Here is a 14,651-nt window from a genome sequence, read left to right as displayed (position 1 = left end):
CCAATCGATCTGAGGAGGCTCTTACCGCACTGAAAGGAGTTCAAGCACGTCTTCGGCCATTGTCGCAGACGATGTCTGCGGGCTGCCCTGCGCCACGGCCAGGCAGCGGCCATCAACACTCACCATCCTAACCGAGGAATGAGCAAGATGGACAACTTGACAATGGACCTGCGCCGTATGTGTCGCCATAACCGCGACGGCTCTTACGGCACTTTCAACAACCGCCTGCGTGGCCTCATTGCCATCGCGGCCGAGCTGCGCACCCTGGGCTATAAACTGCCGGGATCGGCCTCCCTTAAACCCAAACATGTTTCCGCCCTGGTCGAGCACTGGCACAGTGCCGATCTGGATGACGCCACCATCCGCAATCGCCTGACCTGGCTGCGCTGGTGGGCCACTAAAATCGATAAACCCAACGTGGTCGAGCGCGATAACGCCGCCTACAACGTCGCCGCCAAAGCCGCACCCCGCCGCAATCGCGCCTATGCTCTTGATCCAACGAAATTCCATGCGATCGAGTGCCCGTATGTTAGGGCCTCAGTCCTGTTGCAGGCCACCTTCGGCCTGCGCCGCGAGGAGGCGATCAAGTTCCAGCCCGCCACCGCAATCCAGCGTAATCAGCTGGTGCTTAAACCGTCCTGGACCAAGGGCGGCAGAGGCCGCACTATTCCGATCACCACGGCGCAGCAGGCCAAAGCCCTGCAGCAGATCTGCCGTCTGGTCAACGGCAAGGGATCACTGATTCCGCCGCGCATGACCTATGTGGAGCAGCTTAAACGCTACGAGTATTTCACTCTCAAGGCCGGCTTGCGCAATACCCACGGCCTGCGCCATGCCTACGCCCAGCAGCGCTATCTTACCCTGACCGGTCGCCCATGCCCTCTGGCCGGCGGTAAACACTGGCACCAGCTCACCCCGATCGAGCGGGAAGGCGACCGCGCCGCCCGCTACAAGATCTCCGGCGAGCTGGGCCATGGCCGCCTTGCCATCACCGATACGTATCTGGGACGGGCCTGCCAATGACCCGCGCCGAAACCACCTATCTGCTGACCGCCGCTGCCCGCAAAGCCTACGCTGACGAGTTCTTCGATCTGGCCAGCGTTGCCGCCGCCATCGATCAGCGCGCAGAGAAGGGGCATCGGTTCTGCCGTTTGATCCAGGATCAGCCCTTTGATCTCCGCGAGACCAAAGCGGCCCAGCATCTGCAGGTCTGGCTGGATGACGAAGCCTATCGCTATATCTGGCGCCCTACCCCGACGGTCATCGATCCACTGCACCCGGCTCCGGCCTTCGACTACCCCGAGCTGGAGATACAGTGGTGAGCCCGCTCACCCTCCTGCTGCTGCTTGCACTTCTCACAGGCATCCGTGTCATCCTTACAGTCAGCGGCTGGGTGACACGGGTGATAAGTATCTTGGTGTGGCTGGCACTGGTGGTGATGCTGATGGTCAGTCTGGCAAATTGAACAGGCGGCCAAGGAATGTTTGGTCAGGTATAGCTGCGACGCAGCGACATAGGCATAGCGGGATTACGCAATGGAATCTTGCAAACGCCAAGCCGCTGAAATCAATAGATTAATTTGGGCGCTGCATAAGTTATGACTTTTGGCTGGGTCGAGAACAGCTATGCCTGATACCTTTTTTACGATGCTAGCATTACGTAGGCCACTCCGATCAGGAATAACCCTGTCGCGACCTGGAGGGCCACTCCTAACAGATGTGCCGCAACGCTATTTTTGCCAATGGCACTGCTGAGAGTCTTTCTGGCAACTGCGGCTGTGACAGCGACCAGCCCCAGCACCGAGGCAACCCCCATGAGCATAACTAGCGCAAAGGCAAGGCCTGCTTCGGTAACACCACGGGATGCCGCGAACGTCATGACAAACAGAGTAAGTGGGCATGGGATCAAACCGGCGACGACCGCGAAGCCAAGACCCTGTCCGGCATGACCATGACGGTGGTGCAGCCGAAAGGCCTGCCAGATCATCCAAACGCCGATCAGGCCAATCAGTCCCCGGCTTAGATTTTCAAGAAAATAGGCGCGTCCTGCCGATCCGAGCACGACAGAAACAAGCGGTAGCGCGAGCGTAACAATGATGATCGATGTACCGATATGCACGGCCGACAGAACAAAGGCCAATCGCAGGGCGGGCCACAAATCTTGTCCTGTTCCAGCGGTGTAGGCCGCCAGAACCGTCTTTGAGTGGCCTGGCGTCATAGCGTGGACTGCACCGAAGAGGATGCCCATGGGCAGAAACACCGCGAGCTGGGACCAGTCGCCGGTTTCCGCGTAGGCTTTAATCCGATCGGCAAAGGCATGATAGATCTCGCGCTGAATACCTATCGCATGTTGAATGAACGACAACATCAAGACATCAGACCGGAAGTCATGAGAGCAAGAATGATGTACCGTCCCGTCTTGGCGATGGTAACAATCAGGAGAAAGCTCCACAGTGGTTCACGCAGCACACCGGCCACGACCGTTAAGGCATCCCCTCCAATGGGCGCCCATGACAGCAGCAGGGACCACCGGCCCCATTTATGGTACCACGCAGTAGCCCTTTGCATTTGCTCGGGCGTTGCCGGAAACCAGCGGCTGCCCTGAAAGCGTTCGATACCCCGGCCAAAGAACCAGTTCACCACAGCACCAAGCGTGTTGCCAATGCTGGCAATGATGACAAGAGCCACAACGGGATACCCCGCCAGCTGTAATCCGACCAAAACCGCTTCGGACTGAGCCGGCAAAAGCGTCGCTGCCACAAACGCCGAGGCGAAGAGGCCCAGATAAGCCGGTAAAATCTCCATCAGCCCTGACGCTCTGGCCAATGAGCATGCAGGTCATCGATCACAAAATTATGGCTGTGCACCGTAACGCGACGGTCGTGGCCTTCACCCAAATGAGGATGATCCGGCGAAAGATCGTTGTGATCGTGCACCAGTTCCTGGGTAGCCTCCGGCGGCCAGATAAAAAGAGCCACAACCGAACCGATCAACGCAATCAGCCCCAGAATAATCATTGCAGCAGCTAATCCAAATGCCTGACCTGCCCATCCAGCGACGGGATAGGTCAAAAGCCAGCAGGCATGCGAAAGTGCAAACTGTGCTGAAAAAATGGATGGCCTGTCTTCCGGGTGCGCAGATTTCCGGAGCAAGCGGCCTGAGGGGGTCAGGATTGCTGAATATAGCGCCCCGCTGGCCATCCATACGCACAAGAACAACGCCCACCCAAGCAAACCATTGGTGAGCATATAAAGTGCGTGTCCAATTGTGAGCGCCGTCAAAACGAATGCCGCCACCAGCATCAGCGTGCGGTCGGCGATCAGGTCGAGAAGGCGGGGAAGCAACAGCGCGGTCAGCATCGAACCGCTGCCAAATGCCATAAGAGCATAAGCTACATCACTTTGGCTTGCACCATAACCTGACTGGACAATCACAACGGTATTTACGATTACAAAAGCACCTGCCGCTGCCGCCACCAGGTTCAAAGCGAGCAGCCCGCGCAAACGCGGCGTTGCGAGATAGATGCGCGATCCTCTGGTGAGGCGTTCAAAAAACGTCCTGACTTTCTGGTGACCAGCTCTGGCTGGAATGCTGGTGATCGACACAAGCGCTGCCGAACCAACGAACCCGACTACTGTGCCGCCAAAGAGCCAATGATAGCTCATGAAAGCCAGCAGGAGCCCTGCGAGGGCAGGACTGATCAGATTTTCCAGATCATAAGCGAGGCGCGAGAGCGACAGCGCTTTGGTATAGTCTTTCTCATCCTTCAGAATATCAGGAATGATCGCCTGAAAAGCAGGCGTGAACGTTGCTGACGCTGCCTGAAGGACAAAGATCAGGATGTAGATTTGCCAGATGGCGTCGATAAACGGGAGAGACAAGGCCACCGTCGCCCGCAGAAGATCCGCGCCGATCAGGACGGCTTTGCGCGGGAGTTTCTCGGACACCGCATTCGCCACGGGCGCGAGACCGACATAGGCGATCATCTTGATCGCGAAAGCGGTTCCCAAAACGGCCCCGGCATTGGCCCCGGCGAGATCGAAAGCAAGCAGACCCATGGCAACAGTCAAGAGACCTGTTCCCAACAAGGCGATAACCTGAGCTGAGAACAACCGGGCATAAATTGGATGCTTGAGAACCTCAATCATGGGGAAACTTTCAAATAGGTGCCCCTCCGACGATGGTTGTCGGAGGGGCGATTTTAGCGATTTTACTTATACACGATGATGTCGCTGTAAGCGCCACGAACGGACAGCGTCAACTGCACATCCTGCTTGTCGCGATTACGCCAGAACCAGCCGTGATTGCCTGAAAAAGCCGCCTTCAAGACACCATCCTGACCAGGGACGCCGCGTCCTTTTTCATAGCTGATGTTTTTGCCGGAGCCGTCCCCATGCAGATCAAAATTGAGCCGACCGTTTGCCGCGACCCATTTGAATTCAGCTTCAGCGCCTTCTTCCATGACCAGCTTGACTTCGATGCTTTCACCGGGTGCCAGTGTATAGGTTTGTTCATCAGTCCAGGCTTCGCTGGCAGACTGGGCATGAGCTGAACTCACAAAAAGACCGAACACGCTTTCCAGCAAGCTGCTCGACTTATCATCCGTCTCCATCTTTTGCATTTCCAGCTGACGATCTGCTTCCGCTTCCGCGTGCAGCTGCTGCTTGATCTCGCCCATTTCGGTGAGATTGAGCATCTTGCCGACGCCGGTCGGATCAACCGCATATTCGGACGGCAGCACGATCGTCACGAGAATAACGATGGCCGCCACGATGGCGATGATGGTGGATTTGATGAGCTGACGGGTTGACGGCAGCTCTGCACGGGTTGGGATATCTGAGTTATACATGAGAGTTCTCCTTATGAATTGATCGTTGTGAAGTAGCCAGTGAGGTGCATGCCAACCAGAACGAATCCGGCGGTCATCATCACCACATTGGCCGTGTAAGCATGTCGCCAGAAACTGCCTGATCGCCGCCAGTAACTCATGGCAATCAGGATGGCTGCGAGAGCCAGCAGTTGACCGACTTCAACCCCGAGATTGAAGGCAATCAGGTTGGTGAGCAGGCCGTCAGGGGCAATTTCATATTCCTGCACCTTGGTCGCCAGACCAAAGCCATGAAACAGCCCGAAGATCAGGGTTGCCGCCTTGGTATTCGGCTGGAAGCCAAACCAGCGCTGATAGGCGCCCATATTGTCGAGCGCCTTGTAGACGACCGACAGGCCGATGATCGCATCGATGAGGTAAGAGCTCATCGTGATGTTGTAGTAAACACCGACGATCATGGTGGTTGAATGCCCGATGGCAAACAGGGTCACGTAAATTCCGATGTGTTTCATCCGGTACAGGAAGAAGATCACACCTGCCAAAAACAGCAGATGGTCATACCCCGTCATCATGTGTTTGGCGCCCAAATACATGAACGGGATAAAGTGAACCCCATAGATTTCCTGGATGTAACCTTTGTCACCTTCGGTGACCGCGTGTGCCCAGGCGGCTTGTTCCAAAAACGGAAGAAAAGCCAGCGTAAGCAAGATAGTGAGAGTCAGCCGCCACAAAGCAAAACGCTTTTGTCGCAGCCTCTCGTTAAGAGAGTAGTGCATGATAGTTCCTATTTCTTTGTTCGATATTTTTGGCTGCAGCAGCAGCCGGGATCAGATCAAAGAAATAGATTTTGGCGGGCGATCCAGCCTGAATGAAGCGCCAGGCGTGATGGATTCTGGAATGGCTACGAAATCAATCCGGGCCAGTTCACGGCTAGCCAAATGCACATGGGCATTCAGGTGCGGTGTTTCGTGAGAATGATCAGCAGGGTTGTGGTCATGGGTGTGACCTATGCGCTGTTCGTCAAATTCTCCGTCGTCATGGCTGTGGCCATGCTCGTCGGTGGTAGGGGCTAATTCGGCGTGCCTGACTTGTTCAGCTGCCTTCAGATCTGTGGGCAGATGTGAAATAGAAGCCCCCACAGCAGATATCACCATGCCAAGCGTCAGCGCGAACGCAAGGGAGAATCGGAATGTTCTGGCGAAAGGGATGATCATCATTGTTGGTCAACAAATTACCACAGGCCGGACAAAGCTGAAATCATTTTTTGCGCATCTTTTGAAAGCTTTGACCCATAGATCGGAGCATCAAATCCGATCAGACCAGACTGGAGTTTTGAGGCTGCCGACGGATGTAAACTACCCGACGTGAGGTCATGGCCCTGACGGTCCTGATCAACTAATGCAGCTCCCGCTGGAATGGTAACTGTATCTCCGCACCGAGACGAGCTGAATCTAGATTCAATTCTCGCAATGCTAGAACTTCTTCGTCTGTAACAACCTTGGCAGGCACCCAATTTTCCCGTATCATCTTATGAAACAGTAACGGTGAGCGGACATAATACACGCCACCATCAATCTTTTTTAAATGATGTTGGATCTGATGCCAGATAGACTGCGAAATCATAAAGTACCCGTTGCGCGACTGCTCCGTAAGCAGCAGCTGCAAGGGAGTATTGGCCAAGGTTAGAGTTTCGGATGGAGTTATATTCATGACTTATCCTTACCTCGTTGGCGACTTTTTGTCACGCGCAACCAACGCCTCCACCCTCGAAGAATTGATGAATTTGTATGCGGAGGAGCTGCGCCGCTTCGGTCTCAATCACTGGGCATATCAGGCAATTCCTCAGGAAATCCGGCCTGACAAACCACCGGTGATTGTGTCCAATTATCCTGAAGCCTGGGTCGAGCGCTACGTGGAAAAGTCATACCATGTGGTGGATCCGGTAATCTCCCAGGGCAAGGCCTGCTTTGAGCCCTTTACCTGGCGCAGCCTGGAAGATCGCAACACGTTCAATTCGTCACAACGCGAATTTTTCAATGAAGCCACCGAGTTCAATCTTGGTGATGGCATCGGCATTGCGATCCACGGGCGCAAACAGGTGCATGCCATGATCAGTATGGGTGCTCCCGAAGATACCGGAGATTTCGGCGCGTTCTTCCAGGAATACAGCCAGAGCATCTATCTGATCTCGTTGGTCTTCAACAACGTGGCACAGGATCTGGTTCAGGCCGATCTGATTTACAAGGTTGGTGATGTCCGCTTGTCACCCCGCGAATCCGAGTGCCTGCAATGGTATGCTGCCGGCAAATCTGTCCCGGAAATCGCCCTGATCCTGAATCTGTCAGAGTCGGCGGTGAAACTTTACCTCTCCAACGCTCGCGGCAAGTTCGGGGTTCATTCGACCACCGAAGCGGTGGTCAAAGCCATTCTGGGCAACTTCCTGACCGTCTGATCCTGCTGACCAACTTTGTCTGACTATGGCCATTCGGCCATATTTCCCTGTTCTGCAATCCCCGCCATCATGCCAAAAAAGAAAGTAAGAGGCATGTTTAAGTTATTGAGTGGACGGAATTTTGAGGCAGACCGGGCGTTATTTGAATCAATGCATCGCTTGCGTTACCGGGTGTTTGTTGAAGAGCTGAAATGGCCGGTTGGGCGCGGTCTCTTCGTGGAAAACCAGATGGAGTTTGACCAGTTCGACACGGAGGATGCGTTTTACATTGTCCGGATCAATGAAGCGGGCGAAGTGGATGCCTGCACCCGGCTGATCCCGACGAATGTACCTTACCTGCTTGGTGATGTGTTCACCGAATATGTGGAAACGCAACCGGTTCCCCGGAGCAGCTCCATCTGGGAGACCAGCCGGTTTTGTGCAGATCGCCGGACAGCACCACGCAACATCGTCGGTCAACTGGTCGCGGCCATGCTGGAGTTTGGTCTCGAGATGGACATGACCAACTATGTATCGATTTCGGATGTCCGGATCGAGCCGCTGTTGGTGCGTTGCGGCTGGCAACCAACCCGTCTGGGCGAGCCCCGCTTTACCGGAACGGATTATGCGGCTGGCGAAATCTTTGAGGTGTCACCCGAGGCCCTGGCACAGGTGCGCCTGAAATCAAAAATCAACGATACCCTGCTGACCGAAAACAGCCCGATGGTGCCAATGCCGCATCCGGTGGCCGGCATGCCGAATTATGAAGGGAGAGCATGATGCAACAGGATCTGATGTGTCTGATCGATATGGTGGAAGTGGTCTCCCAACGTTACCCGCGCTACCGCAAATACTTCATGGTGATGAACCGGGCGCTGGTGCGGATGATGTATCAAAGTGAAGGGGGCAAATAATGATTATTCAGGGAGCAGATACCCCTACCTCGGGCTACTGGGTCGGCTTTCAGCGCTGTCTGGAATATCTGGCGCAGGAAGCGGAGCTGAAAGGCAAGGAACAATTGGCTGATACGCTCAAACAAAGCATGACATTGATTGAACAGGAAGCAGCAGAAGAGCAGCAGCAATCTGGAGGCACCGGCTGGTAAGGAGTTTACCAGCCGCTAGAAACGGGCATCCTGGAAAAACTCGATCAGCGGCGCATTCAGGAACTGCGCCAGCACAAACAGCCGCCCGGCCGAGATACGGTTGGTGCCGTTTTCAAATTTCTGTATCTGCTGAAAGGAGATGCCAAGTTTCTCTCCGACCTGCTGCTGGGAAAGTCCGCGTTCGTTGCGGAGCCTTCTGAGATTGATCCCGACCAGTTTTTCCAGCTTTGCCTGACGTTCGGGGGTAATAGATGCGGACGTATTCATTACCGCTACTATAAAAAAATTCCGGGCATCGCACAATTAAAAGTTGCGTCATGCATTTGAAATCACGCAACAAACGTGGCGAAATTGCTGCTGTGCGGATTTACCCGCCCAGCAGCAACAGATCGCGTTCCAGCTCGGTAATCGAGCCTTCCAGCACCATATCGCGGCCAAGCCGCTCATAGTCGAGATAGTACGCGATCCGATCGGGCAGCTGGTAGCAGTCCGCGACCATCTCTTCGGCATATTCGGCTGCTGTCCCGTGATAGATGCTGAAGTCGTCCCAGCGTGGCGCAAGCTCATCGATGGCATAGCCGTCTTCAGCCAGATGGCAGGCAATCAGATACCGTTCCTCGTCATCATCCAGCTGCTCCAGCAGGTCAAACCATGCGGCCAGCGAGGCCTGGGTGACAACAATGGCGTTAAACAGCCGGTAAAACTCGCCGTCGATGTACTGGAGTTCAAACTCTTCAACCGGCAAGCCGAAGCGATCAACCGCCTTGGCCGCTTTGGCCTGATAGTCCGCCAGATCGGTGAAGTAGAAACCCACCGCATCGAGGCTGTACGGTTGGGCGAAGTATTCAGACTCCGCCCCGGTGGTGTGTGCAGCGGTGGTCATGCGTCCGCCTCCTGCGTACCGATAACCGTGACGTCATCGAGCCCGTTATCCCGGAACCGGAACGCTTCCGGCCCGAGTTCATGCCACATGTGTTCGGCATCCTTGCGGGCGGTTTCGGCATCAGCGGCCTTGATCCAGATCTCGTAGAGTTCCCAGGTGGTCAGCTGCACGCGGAATTCCTGCGTGCGGCTGACGGTTTCTGGCTGGCGGCGGCTCATTATGCCTCCTCCTGCTGGGCCTTGATCTTGCGCACCACGGTGCGGCCGGCGACGAGGGGCGTATAGTTGATGACGAGATTGAGTCCGTCGTGATCCTGATGCTGCCAGCCGACACCGATCTTGGTCCAGCGGGCTTTGTCCTTGTCGCCCACCACGTGAAAGACTTCATGGGTGGGTCCTTTGGGCGTATTGGTTTTGGTCATTGGTGTGTTCCTTCGTTGGTTTCCCGGCCACCCCTTGCGGCCGGTCGCCAACATGAAGGGCTGATCTTCAAGGGACAGGGGCATGGTCTTCTCGGGAGACCGTCTGCGGCGGAAGACCATTGCGCATGGCCCGGATCAGCCCAGTTTGGCGATTTTCAAGGCCAGCGAGGGTGACGGGTCCAACAAAGGATCAGGACACGCCACAAAACCGCGCCCACGGCACCACCATGCAAGGCAGCACCGGGCGACAGCAAAACCGCACCAACAATCAGAGAGGGATGGGTTTAACGCTCGGGTTCGTCGTGGTCAGGCTCTTCCCGCAGATGCTCGTCGAGCATCCGTTCCTGGGCGCGGTCAAGTTCCCGTTGGGTGAGGAGTTCCCCATGGGGCCCCGGCACCGGCAAATCCCGGTCGGCTTCGTCGCGATCATGCCGCAGCGCTTCCAGCTTCCGGCGAACCTCGGGTTGGATCTGGGCCAGTTTGGCCGCGCGATCCCGCTCGCGGATGACCTGCATCCGTTCCTGCAGAATGAAGTCTTCGACAAAGCGTTGCGCTTCCGGCGGCGCGTCCCGCATGGCGATCAGGGCTTCGTGTTCCGCCTGATTGCGGGTCATGGCTTTGGCCCTGCGCATCACCTCGGCGTCGTAACGTTCCTGCGCCTCGTCATGCCGACGGTTGGGCTGTTCCATATCTGACTGGCGGAGATAAGTCTCCAGTGCCGCAGCCTGCTGGGGTTCCATCCGCTGCTTGAGTTGACCGATGAGCTGTTGTTCATTCTGACTGCGGCGGGCAGCAATCCGCCGTGAATGAATCAGGGTTTCAACCTGCTCCTGCGTGCGCGGGTCACTGCTCTGCAGCAGATTGAGGAGGACGTGTTCTTCGGCCTGCAGGGGCTCCTGCAAGGCCTGATTGGCGAGATCGCGTTCATAGTCGGCACGCTCGGCATCCTGCTCGGGATCGGGAACGGGCAGGCCATAGACGGATTCGGAACGCGCCTTGGTCAAGGCCTGTTGATACCATGGCTGTTCAGCCTTTGAAGCGCTGACCTGTTCAGGTTCAGCAAGAGCTTGTTGCTCCAACTGATTGATTTTCTGGTCTTGCCAGTAGCGATGATGTTCATCCCGCTCCTGTCTGGTCATGTCGGGAGACGCCTCCGGTTCCGGCGGCCATGTCTCCCGTGCAGTTAAATGCGGATACTGACGGCGATCATACACGTCGGGTTTGGCCATGGTGTGCTCCTCTCGTTGTCCCTGTCTGACGCGCCGCGCGTGTTCACGCTTGGTGCGGCGCTCCAGCCGATCAGGCCCGCGATGCACGGTCGGTACCGCCTCGATGCCACGGGCCTTGTAGCTGCGGTGATCAACCCGCAGGGTTGATCCGGCTTTGGCTAAATACTGATTGGTCAGGTCCGCCCATTGGCGGCGGACCTGTTTGACGAACTGGCGCTGCTCCAACGCTGCAAGTTTCGCTGCAAACCCGTCTGCGCTCAGCTGACGGGTGGTGAGCAGAATATGGACATGGGGATTGTGGTCGGTGCCATCCTCATGGATGGCGACATCGGCCACACATCCAAGCTTCACAAAGGGCGCAACAAATTCCAGCAGAAAGGCCTGCCGCTGATCAGCGGGGATATCCCGCGCCAGCGCACCCTCAATGGTTTTGGCCAGACGGGCGTCTTTGCGTTTCGCGGTCAGATCCACCCGGTTCCACAGGGTGGTGCGATCACTGGCCCAGTCAGGCGCGCCGTCCGGCAGGACAAGCTTGGCAAACACCACATCTTCGCGGATACCGAAGTCGACAAAACGCTTTTCCAGTTCTGACCAGAGGCGCTGCCCCGCGTTATAGGCAGCAGTCGCCACGGCGATCCGCTCGCCGTTCTTGCCGTTGCGCCGGGAAAGATTGTCGATATGACAATGGATGTTGCCATCCTGCATGCACCGGAACTCCCAAACTCAAATCCCCTGCCGCTGGTGCGGAACGCACGGCGTGGGGTGCAGGGGGTATCCCCCGCCGCACTTCGGGGTTTCGCGGCTGTGAAGCCGTCTGAAACGCCGCAATGTTGCCAACCTGTAGTACAGGTCAGGCAACATGTAAGTGCGCTGTACACATATGTTCGCGTTATTGTTGACTCATTTTCGGGTTGTTGGCTAGTCTGCCCGCAAGTACCGGGTGTGGGGCACAGGTAATGAGTAAGAACCCGTTTGATCTTTCCAAGGCGATCACCTCTCCAGCAAAGGACATCATGCGTTCCGCACAGGTCGGTGTGCAGATCGGCCGCGCCTTTTCCGGCTGGGGTTTCAAACGGCGGCTGGAGAAGGAAGGCTACGACCCCATCACCGTCGAGGCAGCGGTCCAGGCCCTCAAGGAAGGGCGCGATCCTTCACCCATTCTCCAGCAGGCCGAGCGGGCCTATGCCCTGCAGCGCAAACAGGCGGCCATGCGGACCAATCCCCCACCAGTGCACGGCTCGGCGCGCTGGGCGACCGCGGATGATCTCAAGGCCGCCAACCTGCTGCGCCCGATCGACGGACGCAGCCTGAGCCTTGGTCAACATGGCGGCCAGTCCGTCACCTGGGACGGCGAAAGCCATCTGCTGACGATTGCCCCGACCCGCACCGGCAAGAGCACCATGCAGATTGTGCCAAACCTGCTGACCTATCAGGGCTCGGCAGTGGTGCTCGATCCGAAAGGCGAGCTTTACCAGCACACCGCCAAATGGCGAGCGGAGAACGTCGGGCCGGTTCACGTGATCAATCCGTTCGGCGTGGAGGGGATTCCCGCCACAGCGGCCTTCAACCCGCTGGACGGGGTGACGGACAGCCAAAGTGCGCTGGAGCTGGCAGAGATTCTCTATCCGCGCACCCACGACGAAAAACAGCAGTTCTTCGAGAATGAGGCCGTGGCCTTCCTGACTGCCGTGGTGGAGTTTACCGCCCGCTTTGCCCCGGCTGGTCATCGCTCGCTTGGCACGATCCGGGACGCACTCTCCACCATCGATGCCAATCTCTATGGCCTGCTTGATGCAATGGCAGATGAGGTGATGCCTGCCTCGATCCGCAACGCTGCCCGCAATTTCAAGACCAAGACCCGCGAGACCGGCCAGCCACGGGTGCTGGACAGCCTCAACACCCATCTGCGGATCTGGGATGCGGACGGGCTGCGCCGGGCCACGGCACGTTCGGACTTCAGGTTTCAGGAGCTGAAGGATCAGCCTGCCACCATCTATCTGGTGCTGCCGTTCGAGAAGATCGGCGCGTATTCCACCTTTGTCCGGATGCTGTTTGCCACCGCACTCGATGCAATGCTGGGCAATCCGCGCATACCGGAGATTCCGGTGCTGTTTGTGCTGGATGAGTTTCTGGCGCTGGATCGCGACGATCGCTTTGTCAGTGCATTGCGCACCCATGCCAGTGCCGGGGTGCGGCTGTGGTTTTTCCTGCAGGATCTGCCGACGCTGGAGCAGAAGTACCCCACCACCTGGAAATCCTTCCTGCAGGTCGAAACCAAGACCTTTTTCGGCACCGATGATCCCTACACGGCGGAACTGATCTCGCGCTATCTGGGCGACGTCACCGTGGCCTATGAGACTCCCAACATGTCTGCCTCCACCACGGGCGGGCAATCGCCGTCAGCGAGCTATTCCATCTCGGAAAACCTCCATCTGACCGGGCGCAAGCTGATGATGCCGGAAGAAGTGATCAGCCTGCTGCGCGGCAATGCGCAGGGCCGCAAGGCCATCCACTTCCTGCGCGATCTGCCCCATGCGGCGCAGGCCGAACTGGTGCCGTGGTTCCTGCAGGAGACGCTGCGGGGACGGGTATGAACAAGATCCCCATGAAGCTTCCCAGACATCCGGTCTGGCCAACAGTCCTTATCCTGTGCGCAGGTGCGGTTATCGGCGCCATTGTTGGCGGGCTCATTACATTGATGGGGTCTACGTTTGCGGTGGCCGCAACAGGTCCGGTGGGCTGGCTGATTTTCGGGCCGATTGCATTGGCGCTGTACACCGTGTCGGTGAGTTGGGCCCTGATCGGGGTGCCGCTCTGGGCGCTGTTTGGTGGGCAGCTTTTTGCAGGAATGAGCAGCGGCAAACAAGGCAGCGCCGCCCGCAATATGAAGGTCACGTTCTTTTCGGAGACGCACCCGATCAGTCAGGCAACCCGGCGGCTGACCGATCTGATGGGCGTGCCACCGGTGGCTTACATCGGCTGGTTTCCGAATGAAGAGATCAACGCTTTTGCGATGGGAACCAATTCTGGGAATTCCCTCATTGCGCTGAGCAAAGGGGCGGTCGAGCGTCTGACCAAAAAAGAACTGCTGGCCGTCATCGGCCATGAGCTTGGTCATGTGGCCAGCCAGGACATGGCCCGGATGACGTTTGCGCGCGGCGTCCAGAATGCGCTGACCTTCTTTTTGATTTTTCGCGGCCTCAAACGGCTGGCGCGGTGGGTATTCACCCCGCTTTCGGAGCTGGAAATCCTGCGCATGTCCCGCGCACGTGAGTTCACCGCCGACAAAATCTCGGCCATGGTGCTCGGCCCGGAGGCGATGATCTCGGTGCTGCAGAAACTTGAGGGCGAAAAGGTGAAGCCCAAAACCAGAGGCTATGCCAATGCCATGATGTGGTCCGGCTTCGTCCGGCGCAGCTGGCTGAGCACTCATCCACCGCTGGACGCGAGGATAGCGGCGCTGGAAGCATTTCAACGTGAGATCGAACAGATGCAGACATTGCCGGAGCCGATTGCAGCGGAATAACCGGATCATTGATTGAGGAATGGAAAGGCCTCTGCTAGCAAAGGGCATCATGCGGACGTGGTGGAATCGGTAGACACAAGGGACTTAAACGAAAATTGAGTGCACTGGCGGAAACGCCGGCTGTAGAACTGCTCAAATTCGGGGAAACCTGTCAGATGGCAATCCCGAGCCAAGCCTGAATCATCATACATTCAGGAAGGTGTAGAGACTAAACGGGCAGCACCTAAGG

Annotated in this window: 21 protein-coding genes; 9 read left to right on the top strand and 12 right to left on the bottom strand. The window is 57.0% G+C overall.

Going from position 1 to position 14,651, the window contains the following annotated elements; translation table 11 throughout:
• The first annotated feature begins 147 nt into the window (after positions 1–147).
• Genes SPHINGO391_RS09270 through SPHINGO391_RS09260 form a run of 3 tightly spaced genes read left to right on the top strand, consistent with a single transcriptional unit; the run spans position 148 to position 1,465 of the window.
• Positions 148–1,023 (top strand): phage integrase N-terminal domain-containing protein, encoded by an 876-nt coding sequence (locus tag SPHINGO391_RS09270; protein ID WP_152008567.1) that lies wholly within the window; start codon positions 148–150, stop codon positions 1,021–1,023.
• Complete coding sequence (locus SPHINGO391_RS09265; RefSeq protein ID WP_152008566.1) at positions 1,020–1,322, top strand: hypothetical protein; 303 nt, start codon at positions 1,020–1,022, stop codon at positions 1,320–1,322. The genes SPHINGO391_RS09270 and SPHINGO391_RS09265 overlap by 4 nt, the downstream gene beginning before the upstream one ends.
• On the top strand, positions 1,319–1,465 hold the full coding sequence (locus SPHINGO391_RS09260; RefSeq protein ID WP_193217242.1) for a hypothetical protein: 147 nt from the start codon (positions 1,319–1,321) through the stop codon (positions 1,463–1,465). Before SPHINGO391_RS09265 ends, SPHINGO391_RS09260 begins: the two co-directional genes overlap by 4 nt.
• A gap of 176 nt (positions 1,466–1,641) precedes the next feature.
• On the opposite strand, the gene SPHINGO391_RS09255 is transcribed toward SPHINGO391_RS09260, so the two are convergent.
• The 7 genes from SPHINGO391_RS09255 to SPHINGO391_RS09225 all read right to left on the bottom strand — a co-directional run bounded on the left by SPHINGO391_RS09255 (position 1,642) and on the right by SPHINGO391_RS09225 (position 6,537).
• On the bottom strand, positions 1,642–2,367 hold the full coding sequence (locus tag SPHINGO391_RS09255; RefSeq protein ID WP_152008565.1) for an ABC transporter permease: 726 nt from the start codon (positions 2,365–2,367) through the stop codon (positions 1,642–1,644).
• Complete coding sequence (locus SPHINGO391_RS09250; RefSeq protein WP_152008564.1) at positions 2,367–2,804, bottom strand: YqaA family protein; 438 nt, start codon at positions 2,802–2,804, stop codon at positions 2,367–2,369. Before SPHINGO391_RS09250 ends, SPHINGO391_RS09255 begins: the two co-directional genes overlap by 1 nt.
• Complete coding sequence (locus SPHINGO391_RS09245) at positions 2,804–4,147, bottom strand: MFS transporter (protein ID WP_152008563.1); 1,344 nt, start codon at positions 4,145–4,147, stop codon at positions 2,804–2,806. Before SPHINGO391_RS09245 ends, SPHINGO391_RS09250 begins: the two co-directional genes overlap by 1 nt.
• A gap of 62 nt (positions 4,148–4,209) precedes the next feature.
• Positions 4,210–4,848 carry a transmembrane anchor protein gene (locus SPHINGO391_RS09240; RefSeq protein WP_152008562.1) on the bottom strand — a complete coding sequence of 213 codons (639 nt, stop codon included), beginning with the start codon at positions 4,846–4,848 and terminating at the stop codon, positions 4,210–4,212.
• An 11-nt stretch (positions 4,849–4,859) separates the two neighbouring features.
• Positions 4,860–5,603 carry a HupE/UreJ family protein gene (locus SPHINGO391_RS09235; protein WP_152008561.1) on the bottom strand — a complete coding sequence of 248 codons (744 nt, stop codon included), beginning with the start codon at positions 5,601–5,603 and terminating at the stop codon, positions 4,860–4,862.
• A gap of 51 nt (positions 5,604–5,654) precedes the next feature.
• Positions 5,655–6,044, bottom strand: a complete 390-nt coding sequence (locus tag SPHINGO391_RS09230; protein WP_152008560.1) for a hypothetical protein — start codon at positions 6,042–6,044, stop codon at positions 5,655–5,657.
• A 178-nt stretch (positions 6,045–6,222) separates the two neighbouring features.
• Complete coding sequence (locus SPHINGO391_RS09225) at positions 6,223–6,537, bottom strand: hypothetical protein (RefSeq protein WP_152008559.1); 315 nt, start codon at positions 6,535–6,537, stop codon at positions 6,223–6,225.
• On the opposite strand from SPHINGO391_RS09225, the gene SPHINGO391_RS09220 reads away from it, so the two are divergent.
• From SPHINGO391_RS09220 to SPHINGO391_RS09210, 4 genes are all read left to right on the top strand, one after another.
• Positions 6,536–7,279: a LuxR family transcriptional regulator gene (locus SPHINGO391_RS09220; RefSeq protein ID WP_152008558.1), complete on the top strand. Its 744-nt coding sequence runs from the start codon at positions 6,536–6,538 to the stop codon at positions 7,277–7,279. The two genes, SPHINGO391_RS09225 and SPHINGO391_RS09220, sit on opposite strands and share 2 nt — an antisense overlap.
• Before the next feature lie 93 nt (positions 7,280–7,372).
• Entirely contained in the window at positions 7,373–8,038 is a 666-nt protein-coding gene (locus SPHINGO391_RS09215) for an acyl-homoserine-lactone synthase (protein WP_152008557.1), read from the top strand.
• The gene (locus SPHINGO391_RS25340) at positions 8,038–8,172 is read left to right on the top strand and encodes a hypothetical protein (RefSeq protein WP_280177926.1); all 135 of its coding nucleotides are present in this window, start codon (positions 8,038–8,040) and stop codon (positions 8,170–8,172) included. The genes SPHINGO391_RS09215 and SPHINGO391_RS25340 overlap by 1 nt, the downstream gene beginning before the upstream one ends.
• A complete protein-coding gene (locus SPHINGO391_RS09210) occupies positions 8,172–8,363 on the top strand; it encodes a hypothetical protein (RefSeq protein WP_152008556.1) in 192 nt (63 codons plus the stop codon). Before SPHINGO391_RS25340 ends, SPHINGO391_RS09210 begins: the two co-directional genes overlap by 1 nt.
• A gap of 15 nt (positions 8,364–8,378) precedes the next feature.
• Here the strand turns inward: SPHINGO391_RS09210 and SPHINGO391_RS09205 are convergent, their stop codons facing one another.
• The 5 genes from SPHINGO391_RS09205 to SPHINGO391_RS09185 form a co-directional block, all read right to left on the bottom strand.
• Positions 8,379–8,630, bottom strand: coding sequence for a helix-turn-helix transcriptional regulator (locus tag SPHINGO391_RS09205; RefSeq protein ID WP_152008555.1), 252 nt, complete (start codon positions 8,628–8,630; stop codon positions 8,379–8,381).
• Between the two features lie 100 nt (positions 8,631–8,730).
• A complete protein-coding gene (locus tag SPHINGO391_RS09200) occupies positions 8,731–9,246 on the bottom strand; it encodes an antirestriction protein ArdA (RefSeq protein ID WP_152008554.1) in 516 nt (171 codons plus the stop codon).
• Positions 9,243–9,464, bottom strand: coding sequence for a hypothetical protein (locus SPHINGO391_RS09195; protein ID WP_152008553.1), 222 nt, complete (start codon positions 9,462–9,464; stop codon positions 9,243–9,245). The genes SPHINGO391_RS09200 and SPHINGO391_RS09195 overlap by 4 nt, the downstream gene beginning before the upstream one ends.
• Positions 9,464–9,667, bottom strand: coding sequence for a hypothetical protein (locus SPHINGO391_RS09190; protein ID WP_152008552.1), 204 nt, complete (start codon positions 9,665–9,667; stop codon positions 9,464–9,466). Before SPHINGO391_RS09190 ends, SPHINGO391_RS09195 begins: the two co-directional genes overlap by 1 nt.
• Positions 9,668–9,951: 284 nt before the next feature.
• Positions 9,952–11,601 (bottom strand): MobA/MobL family protein, encoded by a 1,650-nt coding sequence (locus tag SPHINGO391_RS09185; RefSeq protein WP_152008551.1) that lies wholly within the window; start codon positions 11,599–11,601, stop codon positions 9,952–9,954.
• Between the two features lie 251 nt (positions 11,602–11,852).
• Between SPHINGO391_RS09185 and SPHINGO391_RS09180 the strand changes: the two genes are divergently transcribed.
• Positions 11,853–13,490: a type IV secretory system conjugative DNA transfer family protein gene (locus SPHINGO391_RS09180; RefSeq protein WP_152008550.1), complete on the top strand. Its 1,638-nt coding sequence runs from the start codon at positions 11,853–11,855 to the stop codon at positions 13,488–13,490.
• A complete protein-coding gene (locus tag SPHINGO391_RS09175; protein ID WP_152008549.1) occupies positions 13,487–14,422 on the top strand; it encodes a M48 family metalloprotease in 936 nt (311 codons plus the stop codon). Before SPHINGO391_RS09180 ends, SPHINGO391_RS09175 begins: the two co-directional genes overlap by 4 nt.
• Positions 14,423–14,651: the final 229 nt, after the last annotated feature.

It is taken from the genome of Hoeflea sp. EC-HK425 (assembly GCF_902498795.1).
Lineage (GTDB): Bacteria > Pseudomonadota > Alphaproteobacteria > Rhizobiales > Rhizobiaceae > Hoeflea > Hoeflea alexandrii.
The sequence above is the reverse complement of the archived record's forward strand: the minus strand, read 5'-3'. Positions and strand labels throughout refer to the sequence as shown.